This is a genomic window from uncultured Algimonas sp., assembly GCF_947498175.1.
Classification (GTDB): domain Bacteria; phylum Pseudomonadota; class Alphaproteobacteria; order Caulobacterales; family Maricaulaceae; genus Litorimonas.
This window is the reverse complement of sequence record NZ_CANMJB010000002.1, coordinates 254,100-273,205: the sequence shown is the minus strand read 5'-3', so window position 1 is coordinate 273,205 and position 19,106 is coordinate 254,100. Positions and strand designations below refer to the sequence as shown.

Here is a 19,106-nt window from a genome sequence, read left to right as displayed (position 1 = left end):
TGCCATGGCGGCCCGTTACTCATTTGGGGTGATTCGGCACGGGGAGGCTCACTGTATCCAATGACAGCGGCCAACCGCACATATCCCCCGGGCCCCGCCCCACGAAACGCCCCCAGCGACGCCCAACCCGCAGGCCGGACGGCCGACGCCCATGCGCCGCCAACCTCTGCGCGCCCCTCATCCGGCCCCGCAGCCCCGCAGGCTCCGTATACCCCGCCTCCTTACACGAGCCCGCCCAATCCCTATGCGGCCCGCACCGGCTTGGCGATCCAATCCGCAGGCGGTGCCGGTCCGGATAGGCCGGGCGAAGACCGGCCGGACCATTTTCCGCAGCCCTATGCCACCGCGCCGGGGGTTGCGAGCCAGGGTCCTACCGAACGCGTTCCCGTGCGCAGCCAGGTGCCGGTCGGCGGTCGGCGCACCTTCGCGCCCACGACGCCCGAGACCGGCGACGCCACGATCAAGCACAAGCTGTCCGACACGATCGGCGGGGGGCGCGGCTTGCGGCGATTGATGATCGCGGCGGCGGCGTTTGCCCTGCTCTTCGTTATCCTGTTCACCACCAAGACGCTGACCGACTATAATCGCTACAACAATCAGACGCAGGCTGCCCTGACGTCGGATCTGGACGTCAGGGCGCAAGGCGTGTCCGCCGCCATCGACGCCCAGACGGGGTTGATGACCCTCGCCTTGACCATGACCGGCGACCCGGCCGTCATCGCCCAGCTGGTGCGGCAGTCCCAGACGGTCCGCGGCGTCGCCGTGCTGAACGCGCAAGGCGAGGTGCTGGCCGAGACGGACGGGGCCGGACCGGCGCTGGCACAGATCGACCTGAACGGCATCGGCGCGGGCCAGACCCGCATCGCCTCCCTGATCCAGCCGGAAAGCGGCGAAACGACGCCCGTCATCGTGCAACGCGCGCGCGATCTCTACGTGCTGGCGGCGTTACAGCCCGGAACGCTGATCGGGCCGTCGGCCCGCGACGGCGCGCTCGTGCTTTCCAACGGACGGCTGATCGACGCGCCCGCCCATATCGGCAAGGTCGGCGCCTATTCTCACTTCGGTCTCGGCCCGGCCAGCATGAACCGCTATGCCCGGTTGGAAGGCACCGAAGTGCTGCAGGCGCAACGGGCCGGGGCGCCGGTCTGGCTCGGCGCGACCCCGGTTCCCAAATCCGGCGGATCGATGCTCCTGCTCGACCAGCAGGACCGCAGCATGCCGCATTTCCTCGGTCAGAACATCCTGATGTTCGGCCTGCTGTTCGCCGGGCTGGTCTGGCTCGGCTGGATGCTGGTGGACCAGTTGCTGGCCCAGATGCGCGCCTTGAAGGAACGCAGCAACGAAGACGAAATCTCCAAACAGCGCTACCAGGCCGCCGTCGAAGGATCGGGCGGCGGGGTCTGGGAAATCGACCTGACGCGGAACATGGCCTATGTCAGCACCTCGCTCGGCAAGCTGCTCGATACGGGCGACCGCGAAAAGCTCATCACCCTGTCGGAATTCCTCTGCCTGTTCCAGGCCTCCGACCGCGACCGGCTCTACAACACGATCCGCCGCGCCCATGTCGCAGGCGCGTTCGACATGGAATTGTCGCTGGAGAACAGCGACATGATCGTGGCCTGCCGGGGCGTGCCGTCCACGCGCGGCTACGACCAAGCCAAGATCATCATCGGCATGGCCATCGACGTTACCGAAGCCCGCAGCACGCAAAGACGGCTGCAGGCGGCCGAAGCGCGCCTGTTCGATGCCTTGCGCTCGATGAACGACAGTTTCGTGATCTGGGACCAGATGGACCGGCTGGTGCTGTGGAACCGCAAGTTCGAGGACTTTTTCGGGTTCGAGGCCGGCAACCTGCAGCCCGGCATGGATCACGCCGTCGTCGCGCACTACGCCCTGCAGGCGGTCGAAGCCAGCCGCGAGACGGAGGACGGCACCGGGCAGGAGATCATGCTCGCCGACGGGCGTTGGCTGCGCTACATCGAAACGCGCACCGTCGACGGCGGCCGGGTCTCCATGGGCACGGACGTGACAGCGATCCGGACGCGCGAAACCGAACTCGAAGCCAATCGCGACCGGCTCCAATCCACGATCGACATCCTGCGCGAATCCCAGACCCGCATCGTCGAGCTGGCCGAAAACTACGAGCAGGAAAAGATCCGCGCCGAGGAAGCCAACCAGTCCAAGTCGGAATTCCTCGCCAATATGAGCCACGAGCTGCGCACGCCGCTCAACGCCATCAACGGTTTTTCGGACATCATGAAAAAGGAGATGTTCGGGCCCTTGGGCGATCCGCGCTACCGCGAATACATCTCCGACATATTGTTCTCCGGCCAGCACCTGCTCAGCCTCATCAACGACATTCTCGACATGTCCAAGATTGAGGCGGGTAAAATGTCGATGAATGCAGAGACGCTCTCCATTTCCGACATCATCACCCAGGTCTTGCGCATCGTGCGCGGGCGCGCGGACGAAAACCGGCTGAAGCTCGTCTATGACGACATCGAGGCCCGCGACATCGAGGCCGACCCGCGCGCCGTCAAGCAGGTGCTGCTGAACCTCACCACCAACGCCATCAAGTTCACGCCCGAAGGCGGCACGGTGACCCTGTCGGTGGAAGAGAGATCGGCAGGCATCGTCGTGCACGTGTCCGATACGGGCATCGGCATTTCCGAAGAGGACATCGCCCGGCTGGCGCAGCCCTTCGAGCAGATCGACAGCCAGCATTCGCGCAAGCACGAAGGCACGGGACTGGGCCTGGCCCTGTCCAAGTCGCTGGTCGAACTGCATGGCGGCGATCTCAGCATCTCGTCGGATCTGGGCCAGGGCACGACCGTCACCTTCACCCTGCCCAACCAGCCGGTCAGGCGCGAAACGGTCGTCGAGCAGACGGAAGTCGGCGACGAGATCACCCGGCTGGCACAGGATATCGCCAACGTGCTGGGACAAGGCGACCATCCAAGCGGCCATGACAGTCGGCCAGGGGACAATGGACAGGTTGCCAGAAAGCAAAGGGGCAGCCAGTCCTCACCGGTGCCGCCCAAGCCGATGCGGAATGGGACGATCCGGCCCGGCCCGGCTGACGAAGCCGCCTAGCGGTCCGCTGGCTGAGTCTCCCGGGCGCTGCCCGCCTTGGCCGGTTTCGCCTTCGGGAAGATTAACTGCACGCTCAGCCCCGGCTGTTCGTCCGTGGTGCCGAGACCCGCATCCAGCCGCAGCTCGGCCTGATGCAATTCGGCCACCGCATCGACCAATGCCAGGCCGAGGCCCGAACCGGGCAGGGTCCGGCTCTTGTCCAGGCGCACGAAACGTTCGCGCACCCGCTCGCGTTCGAAGGCCGGGATCCCGGGACCGTCATCGGCCACGGCGATTTCGACCTGCCCGCGCGGACCCTTGCGCGCGATCAGGGCGATATGGGTGCCGCCTCCGCCGCCCGCATATTTGATCGCGTTTTCGAGCAGGTTGGACACGGCCTGGGACAAGAGCCCGCGATCGGCCAGGATCGTCAGCCCGCTGCCGATATCGTGCGAAAACGTCAGTCCGGCGTCCTCGCAGGCCGGTTCGTACAGTTCGGCCAGATCGTCCAGAACCGGCTTCGGATCGAGCGGCTGCAGCAATTCGCGGCGTTCGCCCGCCTCCAGCCGCGCGATGCGCAGGACGGCGTCGAATGTGCCGAGCAGTTCGTCCGCATCGGCGGCGGCGGCGTAAAGGACGTCGGATTCGCGCCCTTCGCCCGCTTCGACGGCCGCCGTTTCCAGCCGCGTGCGCAGGCGCGTCAGGGGCGTGCGCAGATCGTGCGCGACCGAGTCGCCGGCATATCGCATCGCCTGCATTAACCGGTCGATATGGTCGAGCATGCCGTTCAGGTGCCCGGCCAGCCGGTCCATTTCGTCCTCGGAATAGGTGCGCGGCGCGCGGCGGTCCAGATGACCGGCTTGAACGTCGCGGGCCAGCTTGTTCAGACTGTCCACGCGCCGGGCGAAACGGCGGGCGACGAAGATCGAGGACAGGATGCCGAGCAGCACGGCGATGAGCGAGGAGGTCGTGATGGCCGCGCGCATGCGCTCGCCGCTCCGTAGGATCGGCTCGATGTCGCGGCCGACCATGAGGATGCCGATCCGCTGGTCCATGTTCCAAAGCACGAGTCCGAGCACCTGGATGCGGCTGTCCTCGATCTCACCCGTCGTCAAATTCATATTGGATGACACTGCCCGGTAGCGAAAGGGATTCTCGCTTTTGAACTGTTCGAGAACATCGGCCTCGATCCCTTCTTCCAGGATCTCGTCCGTGATGAGTTTACCGACCCTGACTTCGTCCAGAACGAACATCGAGTATCTGTCCTCAGCCAAATCGCGCTGGGTCAGCCTCTCCGAAACCACTTCGCGCGCGATCCGTCCGGAGATTTCCTGGGCTTCCGGCGATTGCAATGTAGCGTCTGCGGGAAGGAGTCCGCGCTCCTTGGCTCTCTGGATGGCCACTTGCGAGCTGATGACGAATAGCCGGTCGATCTCGGCTAGATCGTCGCGCAACCCTTCATCGACCAGACGGAGTTCCGACGTGACGATCCGGTCGTAGACGATCAGTTGCGCGACCAGCAGCGACACGCCGAACAGCAACGACCCGACCAGAGTAAGCCGGAAGACCGTATTGCGGAACAGACGCCCGAGCGTCCGGGCGAAACCGCCGGACGTCCGGGTATCGTGACGATTGTCAGGCTTGGGCAATCCGGACGTCGCCTCAGGGCTGCAGGCGGTATCCCGCCCCGCGCACCGTGTGCAGCAACGGCGTGTCGAACTCCTTGTCGATCTTGCCGCGCAGACGGGAGATATGGACGTCGATCACATTGGTCTGGGGGTCGAAATGGTAATCCCACACCTTCTCCAGCAGCATGGTCCGGGTCACGACCCGCCCTGCGTTGCGCATCAGGCATTCCAGCAAGCGGAATTCGCGCGGTTGCAGCAGGACTTTCTGTCCGGCGCGGTGGACCGTGCGGGCCAGAAGATCCATTTCCAGATCGCCGACCTTCAATTTGGTCACGGCCGCAGTCGGGTCGGACCGGCGGCCGATCGCCTCGACGCGGGCCAACAGTTCGGTGAAGGAATAGGGTTTGGCGAGATAGTCGTCGCCGCCGGCGCGCAAGCCCTCGACCTTGTGGTCGGTCTCGCCGAGCGCGGAGAGGATCAGCACGGGCGTGGCGTCGCCCGCCTCGCGCAAGTCCGACAGCACTTCCAGCCCGTCGCGCTTGGGCAGCATCCGGTCCAGGATCAGCGCGTCGTAATCCGCCGCGTTGGCCATTTCCAGGGCGACCTCTCCGTCGCCGGCCAGATCGACGACATGCCCGGCCTCCGTCAGGCCTTTCTTGACGTATTCGGCCGCGACCTCATCGTCTTCGACTACCAAAATCCTCATCGGACGGTCTCCATCTACCCTCCGGACGCCAATGCCCGGTAATGCTTTGTCCATGTGGGTAAAGCACGCCTCGGCAAAAAGATAACGACCATTCGGTAAGGTTGGGGCCGCCAAGATGTAAAATCGGCAATCCGGCCCTCTCGGCCAGCGCGAGCGGCAAAGACCCTATAAAGGCAGGTTGAGGGTCGCCTCGCCGCCTTCCTTGCGGCGCAGGCGGATGCGGAGCCCGCCTTTCTTGGCCAGTTTCGCATTCAGCACGATGGAGCGCCATGCATCCGCATCCGCGATCGGCGCGGCCTCCGCCGCCAGCAGGACCTGCCCGATCTTGAACCCGGCCGCTTCGGCTTCCGACCCCGGATCGACGCTTTCGACATAGACGCCGGTCTGGTTCGCCCTCATGCCGATGGCGGTGCGGAATTCTTCGGAAATGTCCAGCACGTGCACGCCCGTGTCGATATTGACCTTGGCGTGGGGCGCGGCCTTGGGCGCGGGCGGCGGCAGGCCGCGGCTCAGCGCGGCGGCGCGCTCCACATCGGCCTTTTCCGGACGTTCGCCGATGGCGACCTGCACTTCGTACGTCTTCTTGTCGCGCTCATAGATGATCGTCGCCACGTCGCCCGGAGCCAGTTTGCCGATGGCGCGGGTCGCCTCGACCGAGTTGCGCACCGGCGCGTCGTCGATGCGCAGGATGATGTCGTCGATCTTCAGGCCGTAGACTTCCGCCGGGCTGCCCGGGACGAGATTGTTGACCATGGCGCCGGATTTGAAAATGCCGGGACGGCCGTCCATTTCGAAGACGGCGTCGCGCAGCCCCGCCCCCATGTAACCGCGGCGCACCCGTCCGTCGCGGCGGATCGCCGTGACCACGGTCTCGGCCGTTTCATGCGGAATGACGAAGGCGATCCCGACCGATGCGCCGGTCGGCGAATAGATCGCCGAATTCACGCCGACGACCTCGCCGTCCAGATTGAACAGCGGACCGCCGGAATTGCCGCGATTGATGGTGGCGTCCGTCTGGATGTAGTCCACGAAGGACCCGCTATCGACGCGCGTGCGCCCGATGGCGGAAATGACGCCCAGCGACGTGCTCTGCCCGATGCCGAACGGATTGCCGATCGCCACGACCCAGTCGCCGATGCGCGTCGGCGCCCCGCGGTGGAAGGCGACATGGGGAAAGGCCCCGGCCGCATCGAAGGTCAGCAGTGCGAGATCGGTCTCCTCGTCCGTGCCGAGGATGCGCGCCGGAAAGCGGCGGCCGTCATTGAACTCGACCTCGATCGTCTCCCCGCCCTCGATCACATGGTAGTTCGTGACGACTTCGCGGTCCGCGCTGATGATGAAGCCGGACCCCTGCCCTTCGGACAGCATCTCGCCGGTCGCCGTGGTCACGATGATGTTGACCGTGGACTGGCTGACCCGTTCGACCAGATCGGCAATGGACGGCAGGCCGGAGATCGGCGTCTGCATCAGGGACTGCGGAATCTGCGGCTGCCCGGTCAGCGCTTGCGGCACGGTCTGCGGCGCCGCGACGGCCCCGCCGGCCCCGTCGCGCAACGGCTCATAGGCCTGCGGCGCGGGTGGCGTGCGGATGTCGATCGTCGGGACGGTCTGGGCGTGGCCCGGCCCGGCCCAGCCGATGAGACTGGCGGCGACGATAAAGGCGGCTTTGCGGAAATGGCGCATCGCGGGCTCCGTGAGTTTTCAATGCCGCGATAGCCTCACAATGTGGTTGTTGCGGGGCATGTCATGGCGTTCGGCGCGATTAAAGCCCGCATTCCGAAAGATATGCTTAACGCTTTCCCACTCCCGCACACCCCAGCGCGGGTCGCGCCGCTTCAGCGACGCGTCGAATTCCAGATTGGACGGCGCGCTGTCGCCGCCGAACAGGAACGGCCCGTAGAGCATGACCGTGTCGGTCAGCTGCGCCGCCCCCGCCGCCAGGCCCTGCGCCGCCTCGATCGGCGCAATGTGGATCATGTTGGCGCAGAAGACGGCATCGAACCGCCCCAGTCCGGACCACCACGCCTCCTGCGCCAGATCGAGCGCGAGCGGTTTAGGCCATCCCTCCCGCGCCCATGCTTCCTGGCTGGCGCGCGACGCGGCGTCCGGATCGCTATACTGCCAGGTGATGTCGGGCCGTCGTTCGCCCAGCGCCGCTCCGTGTTCGCCCGTGCCGGACCCGGCTTCGAGCACGCGCGCAGCGGGCGGCAGCTGCGCCGCCAACCAGTCCGCGATGACCGCCTTGTTGCGGCCCGCGCTGGGCGAGAACAGCCGGTTCCCCTCCTGCGCGCGATTTTCCAGCGCGATCGGCTTATCCGTCATCGTCCGTCCTTCAAGGCGCGGGGAAGGTGCAGTTCGGCCTGCAAGCCGCCCAGCATGGAGCGCCGCAGCGACAGCGTCCCGCCATAGGCTTCGGCCAGATCGCTGACGATGGCCAGGCCGAGGCCGGAACCGGGCGTGGCTTCGTCCAGCCGCGCGCCGCGCTTCAACGCCGTTTCCAGCTCTTCCTCCGGAATGCCGGGACCGTCATCGTCGATGGAAATGCATAGATCGGGACCGTCCCCTCGACGGACCACGTCGATGCGCGATCCGGTCCATTTCGCCGCATTGTCCATCAGATTGCCGACCATGTCTTCCAGATCGCGCTTGTCGCCACGGAAGCGCAACCCCGCCTGGCCGTCCACCTCGATGATGAAGTCCTTGTCGCGGTGGATACGCGGCAAGGTCCGGGCCAGTGCGCCGATGACGTCGTCCACCTCGCAGGACAGGCCGATGGCCTGACCGCGCGCGGCCGCGCGGGCACGGCGCAGATGATGATCGACCTGCGCCGACATGGCCTCGGTCTGGCGCCGCACGACGTCGGCGGCGACGGTCGGTTCCAGCCCGGCTTCGTTGCGCAATACGGCAATGGGGGTCTTCAGCCCGTGCGCCAGATTTCCGACATGGGTCTGCGCCCGTTCGACCACGTTGCGGTTATGGGCGATCAGGGAGTTCAGCTCGTCCGCGACGCCCGCGATCTCCGCCGGGTAGCGGCCTCCGACACTGGTCACGCGCCCTTCGCGCACGGCGGCCACGCGACTAGCCAGCTCGAAGAGCGGGCGCAATCCCAGCCGCACCTGTGCATAGACGGCCGCGAGCAGTCCGGCCGTCAGCAGCCCCATCAGCAGCAGCGCCGCCCCGGCGAAGCGCTGGATCGAACGGGTGGCCGGGCGGCGGTCGGCCGCCGCCAGCACCGCGACCGGCGCCGGCATTCCGGACAGGAAGACTTCGCGCGCCACGACCCGGAGCGGCTCGTCCGCATTGGGGCCTTGCGCGGAGACGCGCACGGGTTCGCCGCTGGAGGCGGCCAGTTCGGCCCGCGCGTCCGCCGCCAACCGCACGCTCTCGCCGTAGAGCGACCGCGAGGCGATGACGGGCACGACCGTCCCGTCGGAGCCGACCCGCCCGATCAGCCAGTACCGTCCCGACAAGGCGCGTTGATAGCGCGGGTCGAGCGGCTGGCGCGTCAGCGTCAGCCCGCCATCGTCCGGTGAGACCTCGACCGACGCGATCAGCGCCGTCACGGCCGATTCCAGCGGATCGTCGAAAGAGCTGTAGACCGTATTGCGATAGAACCAGGTCAGCAGAAGCAATGTGATGAGCAGCGCCGGGACGGTCCATAACAGCGCCGCCCGGACGAGCCGGGAGACGAGCGACGGATTGGGGCCGTCCGGCACCCTATCCGGCGGCAGGCGCGTCGTCCGGCGCGTCCGGATCGACCAGCCTATAGCCCAGGCCGCGCACGGTCTCGATCCGGTCCGTGCCGATCTTCTTGCGCAGCCGTCCGATGAAGACCTCGATCGTGTTGCTGTCGCGGTCGAAATCCTGGTCGTAGATATGTTCGACCATCTCGGTGCGCGAGATCACCCGGCCCTTATGCGCGGCCATATAGGCCAGCAGGCGGAATTCATGGCTGGTCAGCTTGATGCCCATGCCCCCGACGAAGGCCCGCGCCGCCCGGTTGTCCACGACCAGGTCGCCCAGCTCGATCGTATCAGTCGTATGCCCGGCCGCCCGGCGCAGCAGCGCCCGCAGGCGGGCCAGCAATTCCTCCGTGTGGAACGGCTTGGTCAGATAGTCGTCGGCCCCGGCGTCGAACCCGGCGACCTTCTCGCTCCACTGGTCGCGCGCGGTCAGGATCAGCACCGGCATCTTGCGGTCGTCGGCGCGCCATTTCTGAAGGATCGACACACCGTCGATCTGCGGCAGGCCGAGATCCAGCACGACGGCGTCATAGGGTTCGGTATCGCCCAGGAAATGCCCTTCGACCCCGTCCGTCGCCACGTCCACGGCATAGCCCTGTTCCTTCAGCACCTGCTTGAGCTGGCGCGACAGGTCGGGATCGTCTTCGACGACGAGAATACGCATGTACGGTCTCCGCGTTGGGATGGGTCGGCGCCCACCGGCTCCGCTATCGGACGCGGCCGGTCCGGGCGTCAACCACGATATCGACCACGCGGCCGTCGCGGGTGATGATGCGCACGCGGTAGGCGTCCGGCAGACGGCGGATATCGACCACTTCGCCGCCCGGGACGCGGCGCAGGGCGATGGCCCGCGCCTCCTGCGGGCTGATCTCGCGCTGGGCTTCATGCCAGCTGGCCGCCGCCGGCGCGGACGCACGTTCGCCGGGGCGGTCCCATTGCGGGGCCGCCAGCGCGGGAGTCGCGCTCAGCAGAGCCAGCAACGCGGCGGTTATGAAGGTCGAGCGAGTCATGGGAATTGCCTGTAGGACCGGGCCTCTGAACGAAGACTGAATGCGGTGTTTACCCCGTGTTGAGCAACCCCTATCTGCGTGGGACAAACCCTGTCCGCGCGCGTCAAATCAGCCCGTCGCGCAGGCCCTCGCCGCCCTCTTCGGGCAGGGATCCGGCGATATCGGACGCCTTGTCCAGCTCGGCCTCCGTCAAGGTCACGACCAGCTCCACGATCAGGTTGCCGCGGGCCTTGCCCTTGCCCGCACTGGGCGCACCCTTGCCTTTCAGGCGCATCTTCTTGCCGGTGTTGGAGCCCGGTGCGATCTTCAGCTTGACCGCTCCGCTGGGCATGTCGAGCCGGACCGTGCCGCCGCTCAGCGCCTCGTGCAGGCTGATCGGCAGGCGCAGATGCAGATCGTCGCCGCGCCGCGTCAGATTGGGATGGTCCTTGACCGAGACCTTGACCAACGCGTCGCCCGCCGGACCGCCGCCCGCGCCGGGCTGGCCCTTGCCGCGCACGCGCAGGCTCTGGCCATCGCGCACGCCGGCCGGGATTCGGACCTTGGTGCCGCTGGGCAATTGGCGCATTCCGCCTTTTAACGCTTCGGACAGGTCGAGCGCGACCGTGTACTGGACATCCGCCCCCTTGCGCGGCCGGTTCATGCCGCCACGCATTCCGCCCGCGAACGGGCCCGTATTCATGCCGAACAGCGATCCGAACAGATCCGACATCTCGTCCTGGCCCATCTGCGTCCCGCCGCCGCCGCGTGCGCCGAAGCCTTCGAACCCGCCGAAGCCGGTATCGAACCCCGGCCCGCCGCTGCCCCCTCTCTGGCCGAAGCCGCCGGCCCCCGCGAACGGGTTCTTCTGCTGACCCTGTTCGTCGATCTGGCCCGTATCGTACTGCTTGCGCAGATCCTCGTTGGACAGCAGGTTGTAGGCGGCCGTGACCTCCTTGAAGCGTTCGGCGGAGGCCTCATCATCGGGATTGACGTCCGGGTGCAGTTTCTTGGCGAGCTTGCGATAGGCCGAGCGGATCTCCTTGTCCGTCGCGGTCTTCTTCACGCCCAGCAGGTCATAGGGATTCTTCGTGGCCATGGGGGCCTATTTAGTCACCCGCCCGTCACATTCAACGCCGCCGGGAAAAGACTCTCGCGGCCATCCGGTGCCAGCTGGACGATTTCGGCCCGGTCGAACGGCTGAACGCTCAGTGCGGTCAGCGCCGTGTCGATCGTTTCCGTCACGCCGCCACGGACCAGGCGCACGCGGTAGCGCAGATGCGATGCGTCCTCTGTCCAGTCCGTGAAGCTTGAATCGCGCCCGGTCCAGGACAGCGCCGCGCCGTTCCAGCGCGGATGAACGGGCGAAAGCGGCCAGCCGTTCCGGTCCGTCCAGACCAGCTCCGCCGGGCGGGCCTCCCGCCGGTCCGTCTTCCCGAGGACTTCGACAGTGCTCCCGCGCCAGTCGTCCGCCCCCGATAGGGTCACCAGACCCGCGACCAGCCAGAGGATGCGCGCGCCCGGCGGCACATCGCCGTCCATGAACGCGTCGCTGCCGTCCAGACCGCGCAGCAAATGCGACAGGCGGTAGGTCTGCGGGGCGCTCAGCACGGCGTCGCGCGCGGCGATTATCTCCCATCCGGTCGCGGTCTCCACGGCGAAACGGTTGCCGCCCGCCAGGAAGGCGTCGTCCTCCAGCGAGGCCAGGGCCAGTCCTGGAAGGCGCACCTCCAAAACGGTGCCGCGGTCGCGAAGATGAGGGGGCCGGGCGGGCAGGTCGCTCAGCGTCGCGCCGATGCGCACGGGCGCGTCCAGCGTCGCCTCCCGGCCGTTCCAACGCACGGTGACCGGCTCGAACGGATCCAGCAGCGCGCCGACCGTGATCCCGGCCCGGTCCGGCAGGTCGAAGGCGAGCAGCTGCGCCGCGCCCGCATAGGAGGGCGGCGGTCCGGCGATCGGGGTTGGCCCCGCTATCCAGGCTGAGCCTGTCCCCGCATCGCGCCGCACCGCGTCGATGCGGTTTTCGGTCTCGACGGGGGCGACGAAGCCGCCTTGGCCGTCCGCCGTGGAGAGCGACTTGAATTCGCCCAGCGCGGCCTCGTCGCCGGTGCGGATGAAGCGCGACCAGGCGGTCTTGGACTCAGGCTCGGCTGCGGGCGCCCCGCCCGGGGCCGAGAGGCTGACGGACAGCGTCTCCAGCCGCTTGTTGATCCGGTCCACCTTGGCGTCGAGCAAGGGATCGGCGGCGGCCTTCTTCTCGATCTCGTCGAGGCGTTCGTCATTGGCGCGCCGGAAGGCGGCGAACGTGGCGGCGAAGTCCTCCGAGAAGGTCGGGGTCGCCATTTTGGTTTCGATATGTGTCACGCGGATATCCTTTATGTTGCGTGTGGGTGTGATGAGTGGCCCGCGCCTTCAGGCGCGGACATGTCTTGTGGTGTCCCCTTGCGATCCGTCGCGCGTCAGCGAGCGACGGAAGCGGAGACGTCATGACGCCGAGCGCGAGCCGCGACCATCTTGTCGATCCGGGCCGAGCCCAGCATCGGGAAGGCCACGACCGAGACCTCGGAGAGATCCAGGTCGAGCAGCTCGCGCGTGGGCGGGCTCGTGCCCGGCCGTCCCTCGACCGCCGCGTGCGGTAGCCGATGGACAGGCCGCCGACCTTGCCGGACCGGATCAGCCGGGCCAGCGCGGCATCCTCGACCTCGCCTTCGACGCGCAGGCCCGTCTCGTCCTCGACCACGCGGGTCCAGGTGCCGACCCGGCGCTGATGGTCCGACAGCATGGGCAGCGCCCCGGAGCGCGACAGCAGCGAGGCGGCGAACGCCCCGCGCCGCACCGTGTCCCCGCCCGCGTCGCGCTCGTCGAAGCGAGACGCGTAACCGCTAATCCGCATCGTGGAGCGCCTCCTCGATGCGGCGCAGCGTGTGCGCCATGACGGCCGTTTCGCCCTCCAGCCGGGCGAGCCGTTCGCTGATCGCCCAGCTGGTCTCGACTTCGCGCTCCAGCTGCTCGATGCGCGCTTCCGCCGCCCCGACCCAGATCAGGGCGCCCGCCGTCTGCAGGAAGACGGTCGCGATCAGGCCGAGCGTCACCGTGCGCTCCAGACGCACGCCGCTCATTGGATCGTTCCCCCATTATGTTTGGGATGAGGCGGCAGCCCCGCGAAGGCGCGGCGCTCGTCTTCGTCCAAGAAGCTCGCCGCCTCCAGCCGCGCCCACAGCGCCGAGCGTTCGCCCGACAGGGCCGGCACGGCGTCGAGGTCCGGCGAGAGCGCCGCCTCCTCTCCGAACGCCGACAGCCACACCGACAGGGCCCGCGCCGTGCGCGCGACCAGCGGCAGCACGGTCTGCCGCCAGAAGGCGCGGTTGGCCTCCGCATAGTTGGCGTAGGTGTTGTCGCCCGGAATGCCGAGCAGCATGGGCGGCACGCCGAAGGCCAGCGCGATGTCTCTGGCCGCCTCCCGCCGGCCTTGCGTGAAGTCCATGTCCGACGGGCTCATCCCCATCGTCTTCCAGTCCAGCCCGCCTTCCAGCACCATGGGCCGCCCGGCCCGCGCCGGACCGGTGAAGCCCTGTTCCAGCTCGGCCTTCATCGACTCCAGCTGTTCGCGGGTCAGCGTCCCCGCCCCGTCATAGACGAGCGCCCCGGACGGCCGCGCCGAATTGTCGAGCAGCCCCTTGGCCCAGCGCGTGCCCTGATTGTGCAGGTCCACGCTGGTCGCGGCGGCGCGCAGGGGCGACTGGCCGTTCGCCTCGTCCATCGGATTGAACAGGGCGAGCCCCATCACCGCGCAGCGCCCGGTCAGGGGATCGCGGCGGTGAACGGCGCGGCCCCTGTTGGATCGGGACAGGTCGGCGGCGACCTCGTATCCGGCCGGGCGGCCCTGCGCGTCGCCAAGCGCCTTGACCGTGTCCGGCCGAAGGGCGCGCAGCGCCACGACGTCGCCGTCCAGGACCACCGCCTGCAGATAGGCGGCGCCCGCGACCTGCAGGTAGCCGTGGAAGCGCTCCAGCGCCTCCATCGCCCCATTGGGCAATTGCGCTCCGGTCAGCGGGACGGACGCCGCGCTTTCGGCGATCATGCGCACGCAGCGATAGACGACCGGATTGTTCGCGAACCCCTCGCGGCAGAGCGAGGCGAAGTCCGGCGCGGTGAAGGACGCCTGGCGCGCCAGTTCCAGCGCGACCAGCGGGGTGGATTTGGTTTCGCCGGCTCGTCCGTCCGGCAGCGGAAAAGGCGCGGACGCGCTGGCGCGCCCGGTGAAGGGAAGTTTCATGAGAGAGGTTCCTGTCGTGCCCAAACCTTTTGAGCAGCGATAAACTCTTTATAGGACCACTTTCCTATAACCCGGATCTTTTTCCCGGTTTTTTCGTCATGCGTCTGTTATCGCAGGATTTTCCAAACGCATTAACGAGGATGGATTATCGAAGGGACGCTGCGAGCGGCGACAAGCGCCAGCAGGATCAAAAGGGACACGCGGCAAAGCCGACCGACGACCGGCCGTCTCCAGCAGTCAGAGCATTTCGCTTGTGTGGAAACAGGGCCGGACCCGCGTCCCGGCCCCGCGCCCCCTCATCCCCTAATCCCGGATTGATCCGGGATGAGGTCTGGAGACAAGGCCGCGGAGGAGGGTCGGTTCATCGGACCGGGCATGTGCCGTCTGTCCGCACCGTCCGTTTATTCGGAGTGTTCAGAGCGCTCAGGGGCGCTCGCGGCGGCTTTGCCGGATCGCTACGCCACCCGGAACAGAGGCGCCGTCTTGGGCGCGTCGCCGAGCAGGGCCAGCGTGATCTTGTAGGTCGCGCGCAGGTCTTCGCGCAGCGCGTCGTCCGACAGCAGCGAGGCCAGCGTGATCGCGCCGCGATAGGCGTCGCGGGCACTGGCGAGAGCGTCGCGGTCGTCCGTGCGCTGGCCGAGGACCAGCAACGTGTCGGCGAGGCGTTTCTGCACCAGCGCGTGTTCGCGCGGCGCATCCTCGAACGTGTAGTAGCGGGTGGCGGAGCGCAGGGCCTCGACGGCTTCGATCAGGGCGGCGGGGTCATTCGTTTCGTCCGACAGGCGGATCAGTTCGGTCGCCAGATCCCAGTTGAGCTTGCCCAGCTCGCGGTCGGTCTCGCGCAGCTCGATCTGCAATTCGGCCATCTGCCGCCGCGTGTCGGTGGTCCCCGCCGTCTTGCGTTTGCGTGCAATCATGATTTGCCTCCCCATGCCTGCTTACCGGACGCATCCTGCGGCCAGCCCCTTATGCGGTCCAGCCCTGCACGAACAGCGTAAATGCGACGTTAATAAGGAGACGGGCGGAAAGTTCAGGGCGCGACCGTCCCCTCTCGAAACAGCGGTCCGTTCCCATCCCGGGTCCGACCCGGGACGGGGGGTCGCGTCAGAACAGATGCACCTTGGGCGCGGGCCGGTCGAGCAACAGCTCGCTCACGGCCCAGACCAGCGCGTCCATCCGGTCCGGACTGCCCGACGCGTGGGGGCCGCCGAAGCTGCACAGCTCGTCCTCCAGCGCGTCCATCCGGCCGACGTGACGGACCCGGCCGCGCGCATAGAGCAATCCCACCGGCACGGCGCGGCCACGCTTGGAGCGGCGGGCATGGCGGCGCAGGACCGGCACGTCGGGACCGACTTCGCGGATCACCGCTTCGATCATCTCCCCACCCTGATTGGTTTCGGCCAGGATCGCTTCGGCGCCGAATTCGCGGTAGGCGGCGACGGCGCGCTCCGCCCAGGCTTGCGGGGTGGCGCCCGCCACGCTGGCGTCGTGCAGGACGTAGGCCTGCGCCTTGCGTCCCCGGCCCGCGGCGCCTGCGACGACGATCCCGCACGCATCGGCCTTCGGGCCCGACGTGGCGGGCGGGTCGAGCGCGACGAGGATGCGGTCCAGCGGCGGCGCTTCGGCGACCCTGTGCGCGTCGATGTCGGTCCGGGCGAAGACCGCGCCGGGATGGTCGCGCACGATCTCGCCGTCCAGTTCCTGGCGCCCCAGCGCCGTGCCGCCGTACGTCTCCTCCATCCGTTCGACGAAGCCGGGGGCGAGATGGTCCGCATTGTCGCGCGTGCGCGAGCGCACCAGCCGCGTTCCGGACTGCGCCGCCAGCCGGTCGAGCGCGGTGCCCGGCTTGGGCGTGGTCGTCAGGCACAGGCGCGGCCTGGCGCCCGTCTTCGTGCTCAGGCGCAGGCCCAGCCGCAGATTGGACAGCACCGCGTCCGGATCCTTCCAGGCACAGAATTCGTCGCCCCAGGCGCAATCGAATTGCGGGCCGCGAAGGCTGTCCGGCTCATGCGCCGAAAAAAGGTGCGCGACGGCGCCCGGGCCGTGGTCGTCGTCGGGGAAGACGACGCGCCGCCGGGTCGGCTCGAACCGCGGACGCAGATTGGCCTGCGCCACGCGCATCAGCCCGCTCTGCCCGCCCAGCATGACTTCGCGCGCATCGTGCAGGGTCGGCCCGACCAGGGCGATGCGGCGCGCGCCGCGCCGGACCCGGTCCAGAACCCATTCGGCGCCGGTGCGCGTCTTGCCCGACCCGCGCCCGCCCAGCACCAGCCAGACGGCCCAGTCGGGGTCGTCCGGTTCGACCTGGTCGGGCCGCGCCGAGCCGTGCCAGTTGGACGCGACATAGGCGCGGTGTTCCGGGGACAGGTCCGAGGTCCGGAACCGCCGGGTCGAAAGGCCGCTATGCATCGGTCCGCCCCGGTTCGTCCAATTCCCGGAGCACGCCGTTCTCCACCATGCGCTTGATGCGGCGCAGCAGGTCCAGCCGCGACGGCGCGCTGAGTCCGCCGCCCGGCGCGGGCGGGGCGTGGCGGCGCAGATAGCCGTCCGCCTTCTCCAGGCTGGTGATGAGTAGGTTGATCGACTTGGCGGTCGCCTCGATCTCCTTGGCGGGCAGCGTGTCCACTGCCCGCCCCAGCGCGATCAGCTTGCCTTGCAGCTGGCCGATGATGTCGCCCACATCGGGCGTCGGTGTCGTCGTGTCGGACATGATCGTCTCCCCTCACCCGGCCCGGCGCTGCGCCAGGGCTTGCGGCACGTCGACTGGCGGCGCGTCGACTGGCAGCGCGTCGACTGGCGACGCTTCGCCCGGCACCGTGCCGTAATGGACCACGAGCCGGTCCAGCGCGATGCGCAACACGGTCAACCCGGTGCCGCGCGACCAGTCTTCGGCGCGTTCGATCGCCTCCAGCCGTTCGTTCGCGCCGCAGACGGCGTTCAGCAGGCGGCTCATGCGCGCCCCGAGCATCTGGCGGGCCGCGCGCAGCGAGCGGCTGCCGTCGATGCGGGCGATGGCGGCGTCTTCGGCGGCGTCATGCCGGCGCGTGCCGTCCACCCGGGGCGCGGCGACGTCCGACGTGCCGATACGGCCTTCCCCGGCGCGCATCAGATCGGCGGTGTAGCGGTGGGCGGCCGTGATCTGCGCGTCGCTCAGCAGCGGCGTGCCGTCCCGGTCCTGCCGCCTGGCCAGCCGCAGCACGACGGAGCCGCGCACATTGCGCCGCACGGGGCGTTCCGCCCCGCCGCGGACATATTCGGTGCGTTCGACCACTTCGCGCGCCGACTGGCCGTAGAGCAGGCGGCGCCGGGTCGGCGGGGCCAGATCGACGCCGCGATCGGTCACGACCAGGACCCCGTCCCGGATCAGATCCTCCACGTCGGCGCTGTTGACCCAGAAGAGCGCGCGGGTGCGCCGGTCGCCGCCCCGGTAGGCCGGCCAGAGCGCGGCCCCGGCTTCGCGCCGGATCAGGGCGCGGCCTTTCAGAAGGCTGCGGATCAGCTGTTCGGTGTGCAGCCGGTGCTGCTCGCCATTCATGGCCGCACCGCCTGGCCGAGCCAGCGTTCGAGCCGGTGGAGCTGTTCGTCCAGCACCGGATCGGTGCGGCTCTCCTCGATCACCTCGATGGCGTGGCGCACGGTGCTGCTGTGGCGCCCGAACAGTTCGCCGACCCGCGCCTTGTTCATGTCGTAGCTGCAATAGGTCAGATACATGGCCGCCTGCCGGGCGAAGTCGCACAGCGGACTTCGCGTGCCGGGCCGGCTCAGGGCCAGTTCGGGAACGCCGAATTCCAGCGCGACGGCGGCGGTCGCCAGCCGGGCGCAGGCCGGATCCAGCGGGTTGATCTCTCGTTTACGGGCCAAGTCATCCTCCAATTCCATTTGAGGGCATCATAGCCCACAAAGCGGATAGCGAGGATTATATTCCTATATCTTTTGCACGCGCATGGCGAGTCATCTCATGTCGCACGTGAGAACAAAAGTGGAACGGATTGATTTACGCGTAGATTTTCTGGCGCGCGACCTGGGTCTGGGCGGCGGATTCCAGCGGACAGATGTGATCGTAACCGAGGATGGTGTCCACATTGCGACCATCGGAGGAGAGCGGAAGCCGAATCCAGAACTGCGCCATGTGCGAGCCGATCGGCGTGTTGGGCTTGGTCACGCCGCAGAAGGGCCGGGCTTCGTCGACGACCATGTCGAGCACGCGGTGCCAGTAATCCGCGCGGCAGCCGATCGGCAGCTCGTCCACATGGCGGCCCTGGATCTCGTCATTGTAGAAGCGCCAGAAGCCGGTGCCCGCGAGGCGGAACTTGTAGCGATGGCCCGCCGTCGTGTCCGGCGCGGCCCGGCGCTCCGTCAGCGTGATCATGGGAAGCTGGGCCTTGATTTCGCGCGGGTCGATGTCGCTGCGGGCGGGCAATCGCCCGCCGACGCATTTGGCCCGCCACATATCGTAGAATTCCTGTTGCTGCGGAAGCACCATCTGGTGCCGCAGCGATCCGTCATTGATCACGCCATTCCCCTTGTGTCCCGATTATCGCACGGCCCCCACGAATCAGACCATCAGGGTTCGGGGACTCCGCAGCAAGGGTTCGTTAACCATATCGGGATGCAAACACAGCGATTGGCCGGGTTTTTCGATTCGGGGGCGATTCGTTCCGGGGGCGACGCGGTCTTCGGAGGCGCCAAACC

19 protein-coding genes are annotated in these 19,106 nt (G+C 67.8%); 1 reads left to right on the top strand and 18 read right to left on the bottom strand.

The annotated features are described in order from the left end of the window. The first annotated feature begins 261 nt into the window (after positions 1-261). Positions 262-3,093, top strand: a complete 2,832-nt coding sequence (locus Q0718_RS03800) for a PAS domain-containing sensor histidine kinase (protein ID WP_298913668.1) — start codon at positions 262-264, stop codon at positions 3,091-3,093. Here the strand turns inward: Q0718_RS03800 and Q0718_RS03795 are convergent. From Q0718_RS03795 to Q0718_RS03710, 18 genes are all read right to left on the bottom strand, one after another. Beyond that, positions 3,090-4,721 carry a HAMP domain-containing sensor histidine kinase gene (locus tag Q0718_RS03795; protein ID WP_298913665.1) on the bottom strand — a complete coding sequence of 544 codons (1,632 nt, stop codon included), beginning with the start codon at positions 4,719-4,721 and terminating at the stop codon, positions 3,090-3,092. The genes Q0718_RS03800 and Q0718_RS03795 overlap by 4 nt on opposite strands. Before the next feature lie 13 nt (positions 4,722-4,734). Continuing rightward, positions 4,735-5,406 (bottom strand): response regulator transcription factor, encoded by a 672-nt coding sequence (locus tag Q0718_RS03790; RefSeq protein WP_298913662.1) that lies wholly within the window; start codon positions 5,404-5,406, stop codon positions 4,735-4,737. Between the two features lie 165 nt (positions 5,407-5,571). Then, on the bottom strand, positions 5,572-7,089 hold the full coding sequence (locus Q0718_RS03785) for a trypsin-like peptidase domain-containing protein (protein WP_298913659.1): 1,518 nt from the start codon (positions 7,087-7,089) through the stop codon (positions 5,572-5,574). An 18-nt stretch (positions 7,090-7,107) separates the two neighbouring features. Beyond that, positions 7,108-7,728: a DUF938 domain-containing protein gene (locus Q0718_RS03780; RefSeq protein ID WP_298913656.1), complete on the bottom strand. Its 621-nt coding sequence runs from the start codon at positions 7,726-7,728 to the stop codon at positions 7,108-7,110. Next, positions 7,725-9,122: a HAMP domain-containing sensor histidine kinase gene (locus tag Q0718_RS03775; RefSeq protein ID WP_298913653.1), complete on the bottom strand. Its 1,398-nt coding sequence runs from the start codon at positions 9,120-9,122 to the stop codon at positions 7,725-7,727. Before Q0718_RS03775 ends, Q0718_RS03780 begins: the two co-directional genes overlap by 4 nt. 1 nt (position 9,123) lies before the next feature. Then, positions 9,124-9,813, bottom strand: coding sequence for a response regulator transcription factor (locus Q0718_RS03770; protein ID WP_298913650.1), 690 nt, complete (start codon positions 9,811-9,813; stop codon positions 9,124-9,126). 43 nt (positions 9,814-9,856) lie between these two features. Further along, entirely contained in the window at positions 9,857-10,159 is a 303-nt protein-coding gene (locus Q0718_RS03765) for a PepSY domain-containing protein (protein WP_298913647.1), read from the bottom strand. A 103-nt stretch (positions 10,160-10,262) separates the two neighbouring features. Then, on the bottom strand, positions 10,263-11,237 hold the full coding sequence (locus Q0718_RS03760) for a DnaJ C-terminal domain-containing protein (RefSeq protein ID WP_298913644.1): 975 nt from the start codon (positions 11,235-11,237) through the stop codon (positions 10,263-10,265). 14 nt (positions 11,238-11,251) lie between these two features. Then, the gene (locus Q0718_RS03755) at positions 11,252-12,502 is read right to left on the bottom strand and encodes a phage major capsid protein (protein ID WP_298913641.1); all 1,251 of its coding nucleotides are present in this window, start codon (positions 12,500-12,502) and stop codon (positions 11,252-11,254) included. Continuing rightward, a complete protein-coding gene (locus tag Q0718_RS03750; protein ID WP_298913638.1) occupies positions 12,417-13,031 on the bottom strand; it encodes an HK97 family phage prohead protease in 615 nt (204 codons plus the stop codon). The genes Q0718_RS03755 and Q0718_RS03750 overlap by 86 nt, the downstream gene beginning before the upstream one ends. After that, positions 13,021-13,257, bottom strand: coding sequence for a hypothetical protein (locus tag Q0718_RS03745; protein WP_298913635.1), 237 nt, complete (start codon positions 13,255-13,257; stop codon positions 13,021-13,023). The genes Q0718_RS03750 and Q0718_RS03745 overlap by 11 nt, the downstream gene beginning before the upstream one ends. After that, entirely contained in the window at positions 13,254-14,414 is a 1,161-nt protein-coding gene (locus Q0718_RS03740; RefSeq protein ID WP_298913632.1) for a phage portal protein, read from the bottom strand. The genes Q0718_RS03745 and Q0718_RS03740 overlap by 4 nt, the downstream gene beginning before the upstream one ends. A 455-nt stretch (positions 14,415-14,869) precedes the next feature. Beyond that, entirely contained in the window at positions 14,870-15,331 is a 462-nt protein-coding gene (locus tag Q0718_RS03735; protein WP_298913629.1) for a hypothetical protein, read from the bottom strand. A 187-nt stretch (positions 15,332-15,518) separates the two neighbouring features. Further along, complete coding sequence (locus Q0718_RS03730; protein ID WP_298913626.1) at positions 15,519-16,823, bottom strand: terminase family protein; 1,305 nt, start codon at positions 16,821-16,823, stop codon at positions 15,519-15,521. Continuing rightward, positions 16,816-17,124 carry a hypothetical protein gene (locus Q0718_RS03725; RefSeq protein WP_298913623.1) on the bottom strand — a complete coding sequence of 103 codons (309 nt, stop codon included), beginning with the start codon at positions 17,122-17,124 and terminating at the stop codon, positions 16,816-16,818. Before Q0718_RS03725 ends, Q0718_RS03730 begins: the two co-directional genes overlap by 8 nt. A 12-nt stretch (positions 17,125-17,136) precedes the next feature. Next, the gene (locus Q0718_RS03720; protein ID WP_298913620.1) at positions 17,137-17,949 is read right to left on the bottom strand and encodes a DUF6456 domain-containing protein; all 813 of its coding nucleotides are present in this window, start codon (positions 17,947-17,949) and stop codon (positions 17,137-17,139) included. Next, positions 17,946-18,275, bottom strand: a complete 330-nt coding sequence (locus tag Q0718_RS03715; protein WP_298913617.1) for a helix-turn-helix domain-containing protein — start codon at positions 18,273-18,275, stop codon at positions 17,946-17,948. Before Q0718_RS03715 ends, Q0718_RS03720 begins: the two co-directional genes overlap by 4 nt. A 133-nt stretch (positions 18,276-18,408) precedes the next feature. Further along, entirely contained in the window at positions 18,409-18,927 is a 519-nt protein-coding gene (locus Q0718_RS03710) for a PAS domain-containing protein (protein WP_298913614.1), read from the bottom strand. Between the last annotated feature and the right edge of the window lie 179 nt (positions 18,928-19,106).